Raw genomic sequence first — 18,281 nt, 5'->3', positions numbered from 1 at the left:
CTTTTGCCATGTTTTCAGCTCTTTCTGTTGGTTTGTCAGTTACATAATATTTTTTTACTTCTTTTATACCAATATCATTACTACCAGTGGTATAAAACCAACCTCTCCAAAACCAATCTAAATCCATTGCTGAAGCATCTTCCATTGTTCTAAATAAATCAGCAGGAGTTGGGTGTTTAAAAGCCCAACGTTTTGCATAAGTTTTAAAAGCGAAGTCAAATAACTCTGGACCCATAATGGTTTGCCTTAAAATGAATAAACCTGCCGCAGGTTTTGCATAAGCATTTGCTCCAAAATTAAAAACAGTTCCACCTTGAGACATTATTGGCGCAATTTTATCTTGATCTCCAGACATATAACCTGTAATATTTTTAGGAGTGTTTTCCATTGGGAATAATGTTGGCTCATACTGGTATTCAGCCAAAATTTCTACAAAAGAATTTAAACCTTCATCCATCCATGTCCATTGTCGTTCATCTGAATTTACAATCATAGGAAAGAAATTATGTCCAACTTCATGAGTAACAACGCCTATCATTCCTTTTTTTGCTCTTTCTGTGTATTTTCCGTCAGTATTTGGTCTTCCGCCATTCCAACAAATCATAGGATATTCCATTCCTTGTTGCTTAGCGTTAATAGATGTTGCTTGAGGATATGGATAATCAAAAGTATGTTCAGAATATACTTTTAAAGTATTGGCAACAACTCTAGTTGAATGCTCTTCCCAAAGTGGATTTCCTTCATTTGGATATAATGAATATGCCATTACAGTTTTATTGTTTAGTTTAACTGCCATCGCATCCCAAATTAATTTACGAGATGAAGCAAACGCAAAATCACGAACATTTTCAGCATACATTTTCCAAGTTTTAGTTTTATCAGATCTTCCTTTCTCAGCTTCAAGAGCTTCTTCAGGCGTTACAATAAAAACGGGATTGTTATAAGAAGTATTTGCTTCAACATATCTGTTGTATTGCTTATTTGAGAAAACATCTTTTGGATTTTGAACAATACCAGTTCCATTTAAAATATGATCCATAGGTGTTGTAATTGAAACATCATAATTTCCAAATTCTAATGCAAACTCACTTTGTCCCCAAAACTGCATATTTTGCCAACCTTCAACATTATTATAAACTGCTAAACGAGGAAAAAACTGAGCGATAATGTATAAGTTATTACCATCAGGAAAAGGTTCATATCCAGATCTTCCACGTTCAGATGTATAATCATTAATATTATACCACCATTTTATATTGAAAATAAATTTTTCGCCTGAAGCTAATGGTTTTTGTAAATCCATTCGCATCATGGTGCTATTAATCATATAATCAATAGAGTTTCCATTTACATCGGTAATATATTCTATATTAAAACCACCTTGAAAAGGTTTTCCCATAAAAGATTTTGTAAATTTTGAAGGCGTATATAAAACATCAGGCCCACCACCTTTTATATCATTAGTTTTAGAATTTGGGGCTCTCATATTTTGATCTAACTGAACCCATAAATACTCTAAATTATCTTTAGAATTATTATGATAGGTAATTGTCTCTTCTCCAAAAAGTTTGTTGTTTTCTTCATCTAAAACAATATTCATTTTATAATCAACCTGCTGTTGTGTATATTCATAACCTGGAGCTCCAGATGCTGTATGTTGTTTGTTTGGAGTTGGTAATTCTTCGTTTAGCTGTTTAAATTTACTAACATTGTAATGTGCTTGTTGTTTTTCTTTTGGTTGTTGTATTTCTTGACCGTAAAATGATGTTGAAACAACTACAAATGAAAGTATTACAATAAATATTTTTTTCATAGGGAGTTAGTTTATAAATAATTAAACTGAAATTTAATTATTTTTAGTAAGAGTAATTGTTGAGTATTAATAATTTAAGAAACCTTTAACATTGTTGGGTGTTAAATAAAATGTTTTGTTTTTATTATTTGCTTTTATTTTGATAATATTTTGTTGATTTTCAAAATTTCTAAATAGAGATGTGTTGGTAACTTCAATAGATTTTAATTCATTTATATTAGGAATTTCTAAGTAAAAATGAACAATATCATTATCATATTCTTTGCCAATATATTCATAAACTTTTGATTCATTATTTAAACTAATTTTAAAATGTTCATTTAAATAATTTAAATAATATTCATCTATATTTTCAATCTCTTGTTTGGTTGCTAAATTTAGTGTTGTTTTATGGTCTTTATTTAATGTAAATTCAAGATCATCAATAAATATTCCTACTATAATTTGAAGTGATTTTTTTTCTTGATTATATTCAATTTCGCAAAGGCTGATATAATATTTGTGCAGTGTAAATGCGAATAGTGGAATTAATAAAAAGAGCAGTAGGTATTTTTTAAATTTCATTTTATCCAATTTAAGTGCTAATAAACAAAAAGCATTCCAAAGAAACAATTTACATAGTGTAATAAATATTACTAATTTTTAATTGAATTAAATTTTTTTGCTTGAAGTATTAGAAAGTTTTTGATGACAATTTCATCTCTTTCAAAAAATTGATTTAGGCCATTTCCTTCACAATAATCTAAAAATAAATAGATATTGTCTTCTGAAATATGTAGAGCTTCTTTGAAAAAAATAGCACCATATAAATTTTTGATTGTATTTGGGAATTCATTTTTTAGTTGTTTAATTTCTTCCTGTTCTAATCTTCTTATTTTTCTTTTTATACGGCCTTTTTTTGTCAACATCGTAAATATTGCGAAAGGATTTATTCCACCTGCATTTGCGTTTGGATCTGTTAATTTTCGTGCATTAGGTGCTTTCCTATTTGAAATTCCATCATTGTTTAAAATAGTTCCTTTTGTAACTGCTGTATCTCTCCAATTTATAAATACTTTTTTCGCTAACATTACTTCATCAAGTTGATAATAGTCGGGCTCTAAATAGACTGTAATTGTTTTTGAATTTAGGTGAGTTTTTGAAATTTTAATAATTCTATTTTCATAAACTACAGATGAAAACATGATAGAATCTCCTTCTTTAGCATAAATTGTGAAAAGACCATTTTCATTGCTTGAAGTACCTAAATTAGTCGCTTTATTTAAAATATTAATATCTTGTAAATATGTTGAATCATATTTTACAATACCTTCAAGTTTAACATGTGTTTTTTGTGCATTCGATTCTTGTATTGATAATGCGAATGCAAAAATTAGAATTATATAGGTCTTAATTTTTAATTTCATTGTAAGTTTTGCTTTCTTCACGCAATATTTTTATGACTTCTAACAAGTTGTTCTTATTGTATTCTTCAATAATATTTTTATACTCACAATAGGCTAAAAAATGATTTATTTTTTCTTCAGGAATTTTTAAGTTATTTGTAAAATAGCTGACTCCTAAATCTTTTTTTATTTTTATTGGGAATTGTGTTTTACTTTTTAATTCTTTTTTTAATTTTCTTAATGCAATTAAATAATAATCTGGAAAAGTAGCCGCTGCAGGTAGAGGTTTAAAAGGCCCAACAAAAGGTGCTTTTTTAGGACCTTGAATATCAGGTGGCAAAATTTTATCTAAATCACTTAATTTTAAAACAAAATTGTGTTTAGGGATAGTGTCTTTAGGTTTTTTTGCTAAATCTATATTTAAATTTCCTGTTAAACCGTGTAAAAAGACTTCTTCTAAACTTATGGTAGTTGGAATTAAATATACATCCATTATTTTTGAATTTAGATGATTTTTTGTTACTACTATTTTTATTTTTTCATATTGAATAGATGAAAATAATAGTGTGTCATTAAGGTGTACTCTAATTTCATACTCACCATTATCATTGCTTATAGTACCTGATAAATTATTTAGATTAATAAGATGTACATTACTCACAGAACCGCTAAAACTGAATATTTTTCCAGTGATAACAGTCTGTTTTTCTTGAGAATAAGAGTTTATAACAAGAAAAATAAAAATAAGTAAGTTGGTTAATCTTAATTTCATCTAAACAAATTACGTTATTGAAATCTTAAAATAGTATTAATACATTGATAAACTTATGTTAAAGAATGAAATTTATTATATTTGATAAAATTTATTTTTAATGAAAAAATTATTGATTGCCAGCACTTCAACGGTTCACGGAAAGGGTTATTTAGAATATATTTTACCTCAACTATCTGAATTTTTTAAAGGAGTACCTGAAATTTTGTTTATTCCATATGCAAGGCCAAGTGGGTTAACACATGATGAATATACGAGTAGAGCTCAACAAGGATTTGAAAAAATTAATATTAAAATTAGGGGAATTCACGAGTATAAAAATGCAATTGATGCTGTAAATAATGCCAAAGCAATATTTGTTGGTGGAGGTAATACATTTTTATTGGTACAACAATTATATCAGCATAAATTAATTTCAACCATTAAAAATGTAGTTGAAAACGGGATTCCTTACTTTGGAACTAGTGCAGGAAGTGTAATTACAGGCATAACTATGCAAAATACGAATGATATGCCAATAATTTATCCACCAAGTTTTGATACTTTAGGATTTTTGAATTTCAATTTAAATTGTCATTATTTAGATCCAGACTCTAATTCTACTCATATGGGAGAAACAAGAGAAACTCGTATTAATGAATATCACACAATTAATAAAACTCCGGTTTTAGGACTTAGGGAAGGTAGTTGGTTAAAAGTTGAAGGGAAAAAAGTTACATTAAAAGGAACTTTAAATGCACGTTTGTTTCAACAGAATAAACCAGCAATTGAATTGCCCACCGAAACCGATTTTAGTTTTTTAATGTAAATTTAAAAATGATGCAATAATTTTTGCATCAGGTGATTTTTTTATTTCTGAGGAAAGAATATCATATGTTTTTTTAATTTGAAGTGTATCTATTGTTGTTGATTTTATCTGATCTCTTAAAATCATAGCAGCAATATATGATTCCTTATTTTGAAGTATATAATTATTACTAAAATTTGTAAATTCTTTTTCAATTTTTTTCATTTCCTCAGAAATCTCTGCAAGTTTGTCAACATCATTTTCAAGCCTAGCTTTTTGAAATTTCGGAAACAAATAATCTATCTTTTTAAAAATAGTTTTAGCTTCTACTTTGTATTCAAAAAGTTTGTTATTTAATGATGAACCTATAATTATTGGATCATTTATGGTTTCAGAATTTATAATGATTTCAAATTGTGTATTTTCAATAATAAAAAGTGTAATTGAAGAATAATTTTCAAAAGTAATAGCAAAACGCTCAGGAAATTCCACAATTCCTATAAATGAGAAATTGTTATTTTGAATTTGAGCCGAATCTATTTTATAAAAAGAATCTTCAATTATTTTATTTAAATAAACTTTTTCTGGGTAAAAATTTTCTAAAGTACCTTTAATTTCAAATCCATTAAGAGTAGAAGCTTTAGAAATATTAGGCAGATCTATTTGTGAAACATTTTTTTTACACGAATAAATTATGATACAAAAAATACCAAGTAAAAAAAAATGTTTCATTATAGGATGTACTAATTAGTAATTTAAATACTCCACTATTTCTAGCCCATAACCAGTCATTCCAATACGTTTAGTTACAGATGGTGCATTTGATAAAACTCTGATTTTACTAATTTTTAAATCATGTAAAATTTGGGCACCAATACCAAAATCTTTATCATCAGGTTTTATTTGAGGAACTTTATGTTCAATATCTTTTTGTGCTTCTTTTAGTAGTGATAAGCGGTTTATCAGGTTGAAAGATTGGTTTTCTTGACTAATAAATACCGCAGCTCCTTTGCCTTCGTCATTTATCATTTTAAATACTCTAGAAAAAGTATCGTCAGGATTACTTGTTAATAGCCTAATAATATCATTATTAATTAAAGTTGAATTTACACGAACTAATACTTCCTCATTTTCGTTCCAAGAACCTTTGGTTAATGCCAAATGAACTTGGTTGTTGGTAGTTTGTTTGTATGCTCTTAATCTAAATTCACCGAAGCGAGTTTGAATATTGAAATCTTCAATTTTATAGATTAATGAATCGTATTTCATACGATAAGCAACTAAATCTTCAATTGAAATAATTTTTAAATCAAATTTTTTGGCAACTTCCAGTAATTGTGGTAGGCGAGCCATGGTGCCATCTTCATTTAAAATTTCAACTAAAATTCCTGCTGGTTGAAAACCGGCTAAACGAGCCAAATCTATAGACGCTTCTGTGTGTCCAGTTCTACGAAGTACACCACCTTCTTTAGCTCTAAGTGGAAAAATATGACCAGGTCTTCCGTAATCTCCTGGCTTCGTATCTTTTAATGTTAATGCTTTAATAGTTTTGGACCTATCGTGAACAGAAATTCCTGTTGTACAACCATTTCCAATTAAATCTATTGAAACAGTGAAAGGTGTATTGTGCAAAACAGTATTGTTATTTACCATAAGTGGTAAGTCTAGCTCTTCACAACGAGCTTCAGTTAAAGGAGCACAAATTAAGCCTCTTCCATGTTTCGCCATGAAATTAATCATTTCAGGAGTTACACATTCAGCGGCAGCAATAAAATCACCTTCATTTTCTCTATCTTCGTCATCAACGACAATAATCATTTTACCATTTTTAATAGCTGTAATGGCTTCTAGTATTGTGTTTAATTTAATTTTATGAGCAGAACTTTCCATTTATAAGTTGGTTGTTTTATTTCCTGTTTTATTGAATAATTTTTGTATGTTGTCAAGAACAGAATCAATATTAAATATTCCCATTCCTTGTGTAGCCCTTCGTGTTAATAAAATTCCAAAGGGTAATAAGATTAATGTTGAAAGCCAGCTTCCAAATAAAGCTGAAATAGCACTTTCTTCAGATAAGTTGCCTCCTAATTTTGAAATAAAAAAGTAAATAACAAAAATTATAATTGCCATTATCATTGGTAAACCAAATCCACCTTTTCTAATAATTGAACCAAGTGGAGCACCAATGAAGAAAAGCACCAAACAAGCTAAAGAAAATGAAATTCTATAGTAAATTTCATGGTCATAAAGGTTTAATAATTTTCTTTTGTCTTTAAAACTTATTTTTTGATTTTTATTATGATCTATAGTTCGTTTCAATAATTGAATTGATTCATTTAGAACAATACTTTTGTTATAGGTTGTAAAATTATTAAGTATTACTGAATCTAATTTAGTGTCAATAAGTGAATCTGGGTATTTATATAATTTTTTTGCTTCTAAAATGTTGAAAAAATAGTCAGCCTGGTTCTTCGTATATTCATCGTACTTTATTTTATTTACTTTTGAAATAGAATCTAACTGAACAATGCTTAGCATACCGTGGTGTTCTTTAATTTTCTCATCATCCAACTTGTCATCATCATTAAATGAAGAAATGTCAATATTTATGGTATATGTCTTGAATGTAGCTTTGGAAGCAGGCATTTTTGCTCTATCTTTAGGCTGCATGGATTTATTAATATGCTCTTCATAATAATTACCATTTTCTAAAGTTAAAGTCATGTATTTACTACCTTCTTCTGTTGAAATGATCCCTTTTTGAGCAGTGATAACTTTTATTTTTCCTTTAGATTGACTTAAATCTGCTATTTGAACATTTTTTAGTAAATTATCTTCTTCACCATATTTTTCTTCAAATTTTATGCTATACCCAGGAATATCAGTATTAAAAGCACCTGGTACTAAAGCTAAAGCAGGTTTTTTCTTTTTCATATTCAAATACAAATTTTTCTGCTTCAAAGTAGCCCAAGGATAAATGTTGTTTAAGAATACAAAGTTAAGTGCGCTTATAAATAGAATTAAAAATATTAATGGTCTTATCACTCTTTTTAATGAAATACCTGCACTTTTAATTGCTGCCATTTCATAATTTTCAGATAAGTTTCCCAATGCCATTATTGAGGATAATAAAATACCAATTGGCAAAGCTGTTGGAGTTAGCATAAGAGCTAAATACACTAAAAATTTTAAAATAAAAAAAATGTCGATACCTTTTCCAGCAATTTCGTCAAATGCAAGCCACAAAGATTGCATGACCAACACAAAAAGAACCACAAAAAATGTAGCTAAAAAAGGTTCTAGAAAACTTTTTAAAATGTATTTATCGAATACTTTCAACGCTTTTATTTTGGTTCAGAGATTGTATATTTTTTTTGATCTCTGTATTTTGCTTTGTCAAAGATAAAAAGCTTTTCTGATAAAGGCTGATTTGTTTTGAAAGTTCTTACTTCAAGTGTTGTTATTGTACCATTTTCCCCTTTTTCAATCACATTGTAAATGTGTTTGGTCTTTATGTCTACCCCAATAAGTATACTATTAATCTCAGAATTACTATCAATAGGTCTAAGTTTAACATATTGTATTTTAATTCCTTTAATAGTCTTTAATTCATCCATTTTATAAGTGTAGCCATTTTTATAGAATGAAAATATTTTTGAAGGTGTTAGGGCTTCTTCACTGTCTTTTGTTTTGTTTTGTATGATTACTTCTTCATCTTCATGAATAATAAGATAGATTTTTTTACCATCAAAAATTTGCTCAGTACCCATATAATTTAGGTGATACAAATCTTTTTTTAAAGTAACACTTCCTTTCGTTTCTTGATGAATATCAGCATCAGAATTATCCAATTTATGATCAAATTCAATATAAATATTTTTATAAGTTTCTACTTTTTGAGCAACTTCATCTAATAGTTTTTTTGCTTCATTAGAATTTTGGCTATAAGTTGAAATACTTATAAATGTAATTGTTATTAATAATGCTATTTTTTTCATTCTATAATTTATTATTCTTTTAATTATTTTGGTTCATTATCTAATAATTGATTTAAAGCCATTTCATCTGAAATTAAAACTTGTCTAGCTTTACTTCCTTCAAAAGGCCCAACAATTCCAGCAGCTTCTAATTGGTCAATTAACCTACCAGCACGGTTGTAGCCTAACTTTAATTTTCGTTGCAACAAAGAGGCAGAACCTTGTTGTGCATGAACAATTACTAAAGCAGCATCTCTAAATAATAAATCCCGCTCGCTAATATTAATATCAAGACTTGTGCCAATTTCATCACCACTATATTCAGGTAATAAATAGGCCTCTGGATAAGCGCGTTGTGAACCAATAAAATCAGTTATTTTTTCCACTTCTGGCGTATCAACAAATGCACATTGTAAACGAATTAAATCATTTCCATTAGAAAAAAGCATATCTCCTCTACCAATTAATTGATCAGCGCCAGAACTATCAAGAATTGTTCTAGAATCTATCTTTGAAGTTACTCTAAATGCTGCTCTCGCAGGAAAATTGGCTTTAATTATACCAGTTATTACGTTTACAGATGGACGTTGAGTGGCTACAATTAAATGAATCCCAATAGCACGTGCCAACTGTGCTAAACGAGCAATTGGAGTCTCAATTTCTTTACCAGCGGTCATAATTAAATCAGCAAATTCATCAATAACTAGAACTATATATGGTAAAAATTTATGTCCGTCGTTTGGATTTAATTTACGCGATTTAAATTTAACATTGTATTCTTTTATATTACGAACCATTGCTAATTTTAATAAATCGTAACGTGCGTCCATTTCAATACATAATGAATTTAGAGTATTAATAACTTTAGTAGTATCGGTTATTATTGCATCATCTAAATCAGGTAATTTAGCTAAATAATGACGTTCAATTTTATTAAATAATGTTAGTTCAACTTTTTTAGGATCTACCAAAACAAACTTAACTTCGGCGGGGTGCTTTTTATACAATAATGAAGTTAACACAGCATTTAAACCAACTGATTTTCCTTGACCTGTTGCACCCGCCATTAATAAATGCGGCATTTTAGCAAGGTCAACCACAAAAGTTTCATTTGAAATAGTTTTTCCTAAAGCTATTGGCAATTCCATTTCGGAATTTTGAAATTTAGTAGAAGAAATTACCGATTTCATAGAAACCATGGTTGGTTTTTTGTTTGGAACTTCAATACCAATAGTTCCTTTTCCAGGGATTGGGGCAATAATTCGAATTCCCATTGCAGAAAGTGATAATGCAATATCGTCTTCTAAATTTTTGATTTTTGAAATACGTATACCTGCAACTGGAACTATTTCATACAAGGTTACTGTTGGACCAACAGTTGCTTTAATGCGTTCAATACCAATATTATAATTATTTAAGGTTTCTACAATTTTATTTTTATGTCCCTCTAACTCTTCTTGATCAACGGAAATACTTTCATTATAATCTCTTAATAAATTTAAGGTTGGAAATTTATAATTACTTAATTCTAACGTTGGATCAAATTCGCCAAAATCTTTGACAAGCTTATCAGATAAATTTTCATCTACATGGTTTTCTTCAACAATTTGGTCAACTGCAATTTTAACTTCTTCAGGTTCAGGATTATGTTTAAGTGTTATATCTAATTCTTTTGAGGAATTATCTTGGATTGTAAAATTAGATTCATTTGGTTTTTCTTTTGTTGCAGATGGTTTATCTTCTGTTAATTCACTTAAAGGATATTTATTTTCATTTGAAATATCTTCAATAATTGTCTCGTTGTTATTATTTTTAACTGTAAAAAAACTAGTTTTAATAACTTCAGGAGTTAATTTAAATCGAATTACTAAATAAGAAACAATTAAAAAGAGTAGCACTAAAATTAATCCAGTTTTACCTAAAAATTGTTGTAAATAAATATTCATTTCAAATCCAATAATACCAGCAAGTAAAGAATTTCTGTTTGCTAAAAATCCAAATGAAATTGAAATCCAAAGAATTCCTAAAATTCCCCATCCCCAAGATTTTAACACTCTTTTTATACTTCCTTTTAAAAAGATAAAGAAGCCTGAAAAGAATAGGAGTACAGGTAAAAATAGTGAAGCAACTCCAAAATTTTTATAAATGAAAAAATGACTTATACTTGCACCCATTTTTCCCAATAGATTTTTTACCGTCGTATTTTTATCTGTAAAATTAGAAAGTTGACTTTGATCGTCTTGCCAATTAAAGAGGTATGATATGAAGGAAATAATTAAGAATATTGAAAATAACATAACAAACAAACCAAGTATGGTTTGAGTTTGTCTGCTGCCAAAAAATGATTTTGTTTTTTGGAAACGAGGTTTTTTTTCAGTTTTTACTGTTGTTTTTGTTTTTTTGGCCATTTAATTTAGTATCACACAAAAATATGAAATTAATATGATTGTGGTTAAATTCCTAAATAAATTTAGGTAAGTAAATTATTAAACCAATAATTACAGCAAATATTGCAGCAAAAAATGCTGCTCCAGCTGAAATATCTTTAACTCTACCTATTTGTTTATGAAATTCAGGATGAATAAAGTCGGCAAGCTTTTCAATAGCAGTATTTAAAGATTCTGCTACCAAAACAAGTCCAATTGAAAATAATTGAAACATCCATTCGGTAGCAGAAAGTTGCATTATAAAGCCAAATATTGTCATAAGAATGCCAATAATAACTTGGGCAATAATACTATTTTCAGAAGTAATTAAAATCCAGAAACCCTTGGCTGCGTATTTTACAGATTGAATTCTGTTTAAAAAAAAATTACGTTCTGTATTCATATTTATAGTGCTTTTAAAGCAGCTTCGTAATTAGGTTCATCAACAATTTCAGGAACTTGTTCTGTATAAGTTATAACTCCTTCTTCATTAATAATAACAATTGCTCTAGAATGTAAGTTTGCTAATGGTCCATCTTCAATAGTTAAACCGTAAGCTTTACCAAATTTTCCTTTAGCAAAATCAGATAATGTAATTACATTTTCTAAACCTTCAGCACCACAAAAACGTGCTTGTGCAAATGGTAAATCTCTTGAAATACATAATACTTTAGTGTTCTCAAGTTCACTAGCTTCTTTGTTAAATCTTCTTACTGAAGCAGCACAAGTACCAGTGTCTAAACTTGGAAAAATATTTAGAATTAATTTTGAACCTTTAAAGTCTTTTAATCTTGCTTTTGATAAATCAGATTTTATCAAAGAGAATTTTGGAGCTTTTTTACCTACTTTAGGTAAATTTCCTATTGTTTTAATTGGATTTCCTTTTAATGTTATTTTAGTCATAATAAATTTTTTAAATTATAAGTTTCAAAGTTAGTTTAAAAACTAAAAACTCCCGAGTTAATTCGAGAGTTTTTAAAAATATATTTGATTTTTGTTAGTGATTCGATAAATAATCAGCAACACCTTCATGCGTTGCTTTTAGGCCTTCTTTTTCTGAAGTCCAGTTTGCCGGGCAAGCTTCACCGTGTTCTTCGTTAAATTGTAATGCATCAACCATTCTTAAAGCTTCATCAACATTTCTTCCTAATGGTAAATCATTTACTACTTGGTGACGTACAATTCCTTCTTTATCAATTAAAAATAAACCACGGTATGCAATTAATTCACCACTAGCTTGTAATTGATCTTCATCATCATAAAAAAAATCACCAGCTAAAACATCATAATTTTTAGAAATTGTTTTGTTCGTGTCAGCAACTAATGGATAAGTAACTCCTTGAATTCCACCTGTATTTTTCGGCATTTGTAACCATCCCCAGTGAGATTGTTCAGTATCAGTTGATACAGCAACCAATTGAACATTACGTTCTTGGAATTCTGCTAATTTTTCTTGAAAAGCAAAAAGTTCAGTAGGGCATACGAAAGTGAAATCTTTTGGGTAGAAGAATAATACTACATATTTCTTCCCTTCAAATTGTTCTAATGAATAATTTTCAACAAACTCCATTCCGTTTACTACCGCTTGAGCGTTAAATTTTGGTGCTTTTTTTCCAACTAATACAGCCATTCTTATATTTTTTTATTTGTGAATATTAATTTTTGTTACACAAATGTACATATTTAAAGGGGCTTTTAAAATATTGTCAATTTTAATATTTTATTCCGAAATAGATTTTATTTATGGTATCACATTTCTAATTTAGTAATATGCATAATTCTTGTATCTTCGCAACTTATAAATTGAATAGAATTGACGCTTAAAAATTATACTTCAGAGTTTAAAAATAATTTAAAATTGGCGACTCCAATTATGATGGGGTCTTTAGGGCACTTATTAGTTGGCTTAATTGATGATATTATGGTAGGTAGGTTAGGTCCGGTTGAATTAGCAGCAACTTCATTGGGTAATAGTCTAATTTTTATTGCACTTTCAATTGGAATAGGGTTTTCATTTGCTATAACACCTTTAATTGCTGAATCTGATGGAGAGGGAGATGAAGAAAAAGGTAGAAGTATTTTTCAGCATGGTTTACTTTTAATGGTTATTTTAGGGGTTGCTGTTTTTATAATGTTACTACTTATAAAACCTATTTTGTATCATTTAGATCAACCTGAGGAAGTGGTAATTTTAGCAATTCCTTATTATGAAATTGTTGCGATTTCTATGATTCCATTGATGATTTTTCAAGGTTTGAAGCAATTCACAGATGGCTTATCAGAAACAAAATATGCAATGTATGCAACAATTTTAACGAATGTTGTTAACGTACTCTTGAATTTTACATTAATTTATGGTCTATGGATTTTTCCTCGTTTAGAAATAGTTGGAGCAGCATTAGGAACATTGATATCTAGAATTGTAATGGTAGTTTTCCTTTTTGTAGTTTTAATGAAAAAAGAAAAATTTGCAATTTATATGAAAAGGTTACAAATTCATGAGTTTAAGAAGAAAGTATTTGTAAAAATCATGAATTTAGGTTTTCCTACAGCATTACAAATGCTTTTTGAAGTAGGTCTATTTACAGCATCCGTTTTATTAGCAGGTACATTAGGCGCACTACCACAAGCGGCAAATCAAATAGCATTAAAGTTATCATCAACTACCTTTATGATGGCAGTTGGAATTGGAGTAGCTGCAACTGTTAGAGTTGGAAATCAAAAAGGACTAAGAAATTTTGTTGAATTAAGGCGTATTGCTTTTTCAAACTTTCTATTAGTATTAATTATAATGGTTGCATTTACAACGGGGTTTATAGTGTTTAAAGATGTTTTACCTTGGGTGTTTACTGATAATTTAGAAGTAATTGCAATGGCTTCTAGTTTATTAATTGTTGCAGGGATATTTCAATTGTCTGATGGATTACAGGCCGTTATTTTAGGAGGTTTACGGGGTTTGCAGGATGTAAAGTGGCCTTCAATATTATCATTTATTGCGTATTGGATTATTGGATTCCCAATATGTTTTTATTTGGGAAAAGAAGATGTTCTTGGTACTTTAGGAATTTGGATTGGTTTGCTAACTGCATTAACTAGTTCAGCTATATTGCTGTTTTTAAGATTTAATTACTTAACTAATAAATTAATAAGAGAAAATAATGGAATTACCTAAATTTTTATTGGGAGATAATACGGATTTTGCAGATGCTATTTTTGTGATACATACTGAATTTCCAAGATTTGTGATCAATTTAGTTGATGATGAAATTGAATGGTTTGAAGATTTTGATGGTGAAGATCAAGAAGAATTAGAAACTCAAGTAGCGGTGCTTATTGAAGAAGCTACTGCTTTTTATGATAGAGAAATGGAACGTTATAAAGAAGAATAAAATTTATTCTTCTTTTCCATTTAATAAATTATAAGCTTGTCCAACCCAATCATCTCGTTCAATTCTACCTGGGAAAAATTTTATTAAATCAGTAATTTTGGAGATATCTTTATTGTTAAAATTACTAATTTGTTTAAATGTAAATATTCCAATAGTGTTTAATTTTTCTTCAATTGAGGTGCCAATACCTTTAATTTGTTGCAAATTATCTTTATTTTGAAATGTAGCTGTGCCAATTCTATTGAAATTTAATCCATTTTGATTTTCAATATGAACTGTTCTTATCATTTCTACACCACCACGTTTAAAAGTTTGTGTTGCTCTAATTTTAGAAATATCATCAACAATATTTAAATCTTCATGGTTTTCAAGAGTAGTGTGAGTAGTGCTCTTATTTTCTTTTGTTTTAATAAATCTCCCAAAAAATAAACCTATCAAAAAAGCGCCTAACATCCAACAAAAAATTTCTATTAAATGTGCGGTATTTGGATTTGAAAATATTGATAAAAACATAGGTGTAAATTAGTTAATTGTAATTTCTATTCTTCGGTTTTTAGCTCTTCCTTTTTCTGTTAATTTTTCAGCAATTGGTTCGGATTCTCCTTTAGATAAAGTCTTAAATTTAGCAGTATTTATATCGTTATTTATAAAATACTCCTTTACTTTATTAGCTCTGTTCAATCCAATGATTAAATTATTTTCATAGTAACCTAAATTATCAGTATGTCCTGTAATTAGTACTTTTTTGTTGGTATAATTTTTTAAATATTGTTTTAGTAATAAACTATAATTTACTAGTTCTTTGTTAGAAATTAAGCTATCATTTTTAAACTCAATATAAAGTGTTCTATTAGCAATCGTTAATTCTAAACTATCTAAACTATGTTTTTGTAAAGTATTGAATTTCATATCAATACCATCCGTGTAAATTCCTTCCTTGTCATATAAAAAATCAGAAATTTTACTAGAAGTTTTAATTTTATAAGTATCAATATGTTGTTTTATTAATTCTTTTTTTACTAATTCAGCGCGTTGAAAACCAATATTAGTGTTAAGTTTAGGCGTGATTTCAGTTTTTAAATATTTTCCTGTAATAATAAGTTCTTTAGAATAATCGTTGGTTAAAATATGTTGAATGCTATCAGTTAAATAGGGTATTTTTAAAATACTTGAAACATTATTATTTTTATTATTTATTGTAAAACCTTCTGAAAAATTATGAATAATTGAATTATTTGAATCAATTAATGAAAACAGTTTGTTTTTATGAAGGACAGGTGATTCTGAAGTGTTTGAATTGCAGGTATTTAAAATTTTATTGCTAATATAAAAATGTGAAGTTAAGGCAATAAGTACCCAAATAAAAAAAATAGTAAAAGCTTTAAAATAGTTTAGCATGTTTTATTTTTTAGCACGCTAAATTTAATAAAATATTTATAGTATTTAGGGTAAAATGGTATGAAAATGATTAATAATGTTCTAAATAGTAATGAAATTATTTATTTTTTGCAGATTCTACTAATTCCAATTTATTTAGCGTAGTTTTTGTAGTAAAAAAGCCGTAATTTATGAAAGCATTATTTTTTTCTATTTTATCAATAGTTCCACAAGAGTTACTACCTATAATTCGGATTTTATCATTAATTTTAAAAACGTAATCAGCTTTCTGCTTTGCTTCTTTTTTTGCCTCAGTTTTTTTAATTTCTCTAACTTTAATTACTTCAACTAATACTTCAGTTTCAACAGTTTTTAGTTTCTCTTCAACTATTTTCTTTTCAACTATCGCTTGTTTTTTTTGAATTTTAGTTTTAACAACAGGTGGATTTCTTTTTAAATGCTTCGTTTTTTCAACAGTTACCCAATTATTAAAATCGGTAGTTAATTGTTTTTTATTATTATTTTGAAAGTATTTATGAAGCAATTCATTTATTTTTCTCCCATAGGCAAGCATTTTTTGATTGCTATCATATAATTCCTGAAAACTTTCTAATTTTTCTTGAATTTTAACTTGTTTTTCGTTTAAACTATCAGATTGTTCAATAGCTTTCGATTTCTCTTTTTCTAAGGTTTCTGAATTTTTTTGTAATTTATTTCGTTCTTTTTGAAGGTTAGAAATAGTTTTGTCTAATCGTACTTTTTCTCCATCAACTCGTTTTTTAGCTTTATTAATTAAACTAAAAGGGATTCCGTTTTTTTGTGCAACTTCAAAGGTAAAAGAGCTACCTGCCTGGCCAATAAACAGTTTATATAAAGGTTCCAGTGTTTTTTCATCAAATTGCATGTTGGCATTTGAAACGTTCTCTAATTCACTTGCCAGAACTTTTAAATTTGCATAATGCGTAGTAATAATTCCAAAAGCACCTTTCGTATAAAATTCTTCTAAAAATATTTCAGCTAAAGCACCACCAAGTTCAGGGTCACTTCCTGTTCCAAATTCATCAATTAAAAACAATGTTTTATTATTGCAATTTCGTAAAAAGTTTCGCATATTTTTCAAACGATAACTATAGGTACTTAATTGGTTTTCAATGGATTGATTATCTCCAATATCAGTCAATATCTTTTCGAAAAAACACGTTTCAGAATGTTCATGAACAGGAATTAACAAGCCACTTTGCAACATAACTTGCAGTAATCCAATAGTTTTAAGTGCAATACTTTTTCCACCAGCATTAGGTCCAGAAATAACTATAATTTGTTGTTGCTTATTTAATTCTAACGTTTGTGGAACAGTTTTAAGGCGCTTTTCGTTATTTTTTACTAATAAAATTGGGTGATAGGCATTTTTTAAATAAACTCTTTTTTCAGATGTTATTTTAGGCAATAAACCATGTATTTTATATGCATATTTTGCTTTTGAAGCAATCACATCTAATTTTGTTAAATAGCTTTGATATGTAATTAAATTTGGAACATATTCTCTTAAAGAATTGGTTAATTCTTTTAAAATTTTAATAATTTCTTGATGCTCATCATACAGTAAATTTTGAAGTTCTCGGCTAAACTGTAATGTAGCTTCTGGAGCAATAAAAACAATACTTCCTGTTTTTGAACTACCAACTAAACTCCCTTTAATTTTTCTTCTATGCATTGCAACTACAGCTAAAACACGTTGGTTGTCAACCACAGATTCGCGTATTTCATCTAAATAACCAGCGCCGCTATATTGGCTTAAAGCTTTGGTGAAACTACTTCCAATTTTAGAACGAACCGCATGAATATCTCTTCTAATTTGTTTTAAAACTCCTGAAGCATTTTCATTTACTTCACCATAAGAAGTTATAATTTTTTCAATATTTTGTACAATTGGTTTTTGAAATTCAATTGTTAATGAAGCATTAAAAAGAGTAGGGAAGTAATTATTATATTTTTTAAAAAATTGAAGCAATTCAAAAATGGTAGTTGTATTGTTTAATATTTTTAAAAAGGATGCAGGTTCTAAATAACTATTTTCAATATTTAGTAAATGAATTTCTCTTTGAATATCATCAAAATAATGATTCGGAATTTTATTGTCATTTATATAAGTTGATAAATATTCGTTTACCTGTAGTAATTCAGGCTGCAGTTTTTCTAAACTAATAAATGGTTTTATTTTTAACGTTTCATTTTTACCTAAATCAGAAATGCAAAATTCACTTACCAATCTTAATACGGTTGCTAATTCTAAATCTATTAATGTTTTTTCTGAAATAGTACTCATAAAAATTATTACTTTTGAAAAGTTAGACA

At 28.1% G+C, this 18,281-nt stretch carries 18 protein-coding genes; 3 read left to right on the top strand and 15 right to left on the bottom strand.

Going from position 1 to position 18,281, the window contains the following annotated elements; translation table 11 throughout:
* The 4 genes from ABY863_RS04595 to ABY863_RS04580 form a co-directional block, all read right to left on the bottom strand.
* On the bottom strand, positions 1 to 1,813 hold a 1,813-nt coding region (locus ABY863_RS04595), incomplete at its 3' end, for a M1 family metallopeptidase (protein ID WP_372793090.1).
* Between the two features lie 66 nt (positions 1,814 to 1,879).
* Positions 1,880 to 2,377 (bottom strand): DUF6702 family protein, encoded by a 498-nt coding sequence (locus ABY863_RS04590; RefSeq protein ID WP_372793089.1) that lies wholly within the window; start codon positions 2,375 to 2,377, stop codon positions 1,880 to 1,882.
* A 71-nt stretch (positions 2,378 to 2,448) separates the two neighbouring features.
* On the bottom strand, positions 2,449 to 3,219 hold the full coding sequence (locus ABY863_RS04585) for a carboxypeptidase-like regulatory domain-containing protein (protein ID WP_372793088.1): 771 nt from the start codon (positions 3,217 to 3,219) through the stop codon (positions 2,449 to 2,451).
* On the bottom strand, positions 3,203 to 3,970 hold the full coding sequence (locus ABY863_RS04580; RefSeq protein WP_372793087.1) for a hypothetical protein: 768 nt from the start codon (positions 3,968 to 3,970) through the stop codon (positions 3,203 to 3,205). The genes ABY863_RS04585 and ABY863_RS04580 overlap by 17 nt, the downstream gene beginning before the upstream one ends.
* 100 nt (positions 3,971 to 4,070) lie before the next feature.
* Between ABY863_RS04580 and pepE the strand changes: the two genes are divergently transcribed.
* Complete coding sequence (gene pepE / locus ABY863_RS04575) at positions 4,071 to 4,778, top strand: dipeptidase PepE (RefSeq protein ID WP_372793086.1); 708 nt, start codon at positions 4,071 to 4,073, stop codon at positions 4,776 to 4,778.
* On the opposite strand, the gene ABY863_RS04570 is transcribed toward pepE, so the two are convergent.
* The 8 genes from ABY863_RS04570 to ABY863_RS04535 all read right to left on the bottom strand — a co-directional run bounded on the left by ABY863_RS04570 (position 4,770) and on the right by ABY863_RS04535 (position 12,790).
* Positions 4,770 to 5,489 (bottom strand): DUF4369 domain-containing protein, encoded by a 720-nt coding sequence (locus tag ABY863_RS04570; protein ID WP_372793085.1) that lies wholly within the window; start codon positions 5,487 to 5,489, stop codon positions 4,770 to 4,772. The genes pepE and ABY863_RS04570 overlap by 9 nt on opposite strands.
* A gap of 15 nt (positions 5,490 to 5,504) precedes the next feature.
* Positions 5,505 to 6,647: a 3,4-dihydroxy-2-butanone-4-phosphate synthase gene (ribB, locus tag ABY863_RS04565; protein WP_372793084.1), complete on the bottom strand. Its 1,143-nt coding sequence runs from the start codon at positions 6,645 to 6,647 to the stop codon at positions 5,505 to 5,507.
* A complete protein-coding gene (locus ABY863_RS04560; RefSeq protein ID WP_372793083.1) occupies positions 6,648 to 8,096 on the bottom strand; it encodes an LptF/LptG family permease in 1,449 nt (482 codons plus the stop codon). It lies immediately after the preceding gene.
* A gap of 5 nt (positions 8,097 to 8,101) precedes the next feature.
* The gene (locus ABY863_RS04555) at positions 8,102 to 8,755 is read right to left on the bottom strand and encodes an outer membrane lipoprotein carrier protein LolA (protein ID WP_372793082.1); all 654 of its coding nucleotides are present in this window, start codon (positions 8,753 to 8,755) and stop codon (positions 8,102 to 8,104) included.
* Between the two features lie 23 nt (positions 8,756 to 8,778).
* Positions 8,779 to 11,142 (bottom strand): DNA translocase FtsK, encoded by a 2,364-nt coding sequence (locus tag ABY863_RS04550; RefSeq protein WP_372793081.1) that lies wholly within the window; start codon positions 11,140 to 11,142, stop codon positions 8,779 to 8,781.
* Between the two features lie 52 nt (positions 11,143 to 11,194).
* The gene (locus tag ABY863_RS04545; protein ID WP_372793080.1) at positions 11,195 to 11,563 is read right to left on the bottom strand and encodes a diacylglycerol kinase; all 369 of its coding nucleotides are present in this window, start codon (positions 11,561 to 11,563) and stop codon (positions 11,195 to 11,197) included.
* A gap of 2 nt (positions 11,564 to 11,565) precedes the next feature.
* Positions 11,566 to 12,063 (bottom strand): thiol peroxidase, encoded by a 498-nt coding sequence (tpx, locus tag ABY863_RS04540; RefSeq protein WP_372793079.1) that lies wholly within the window; start codon positions 12,061 to 12,063, stop codon positions 11,566 to 11,568.
* 94 nt (positions 12,064 to 12,157) lie between these two features.
* Positions 12,158 to 12,790 (bottom strand): peroxiredoxin, encoded by a 633-nt coding sequence (locus ABY863_RS04535; RefSeq protein ID WP_372793078.1) that lies wholly within the window; start codon positions 12,788 to 12,790, stop codon positions 12,158 to 12,160.
* A 183-nt stretch (positions 12,791 to 12,973) separates the two neighbouring features.
* On the opposite strand from ABY863_RS04535, the gene ABY863_RS04530 reads away from it, so the two are divergent.
* Together ABY863_RS04530 and ABY863_RS04525 are read left to right on the top strand one after the other, a co-directional pair.
* Positions 12,974 to 14,332 (top strand): MATE family efflux transporter, encoded by a 1,359-nt coding sequence (locus tag ABY863_RS04530; RefSeq protein ID WP_372793077.1) that lies wholly within the window; start codon positions 12,974 to 12,976, stop codon positions 14,330 to 14,332.
* A complete protein-coding gene (locus ABY863_RS04525) occupies positions 14,319 to 14,549 on the top strand; it encodes a hypothetical protein (protein ID WP_372793076.1) in 231 nt (76 codons plus the stop codon). Before ABY863_RS04530 ends, ABY863_RS04525 begins: the two co-directional genes overlap by 14 nt.
* A gap of 3 nt (positions 14,550 to 14,552) precedes the next feature.
* Here the strand turns inward: ABY863_RS04525 and ABY863_RS04520 are convergent, their stop codons facing one another.
* The 3 genes from ABY863_RS04520 to ABY863_RS04510 form a co-directional block, all read right to left on the bottom strand.
* Positions 14,553 to 15,062: a hypothetical protein gene (locus tag ABY863_RS04520; protein WP_372793075.1), complete on the bottom strand. Its 510-nt coding sequence runs from the start codon at positions 15,060 to 15,062 to the stop codon at positions 14,553 to 14,555.
* Between the two features lie 9 nt (positions 15,063 to 15,071).
* The gene (locus ABY863_RS04515) at positions 15,072 to 15,947 is read right to left on the bottom strand and encodes an OmpA family protein (RefSeq protein WP_372793074.1); all 876 of its coding nucleotides are present in this window, start codon (positions 15,945 to 15,947) and stop codon (positions 15,072 to 15,074) included.
* Between the two features lie 97 nt (positions 15,948 to 16,044).
* Positions 16,045 to 18,252 carry a DNA mismatch repair protein MutS gene (locus ABY863_RS04510; protein WP_372793073.1) on the bottom strand — a complete coding sequence of 736 codons (2,208 nt, stop codon included), beginning with the start codon at positions 18,250 to 18,252 and terminating at the stop codon, positions 16,045 to 16,047.
* Between the last annotated feature and the right edge of the window lie 29 nt (positions 18,253 to 18,281).

The organism is Lutibacter sp. (assembly GCF_041562875.1).
Lineage (GTDB): Bacteria > Bacteroidota > Bacteroidia > Flavobacteriales > Flavobacteriaceae > Lutibacter.
This window is presented reverse-complemented; position numbering and strand designations above follow the sequence as displayed.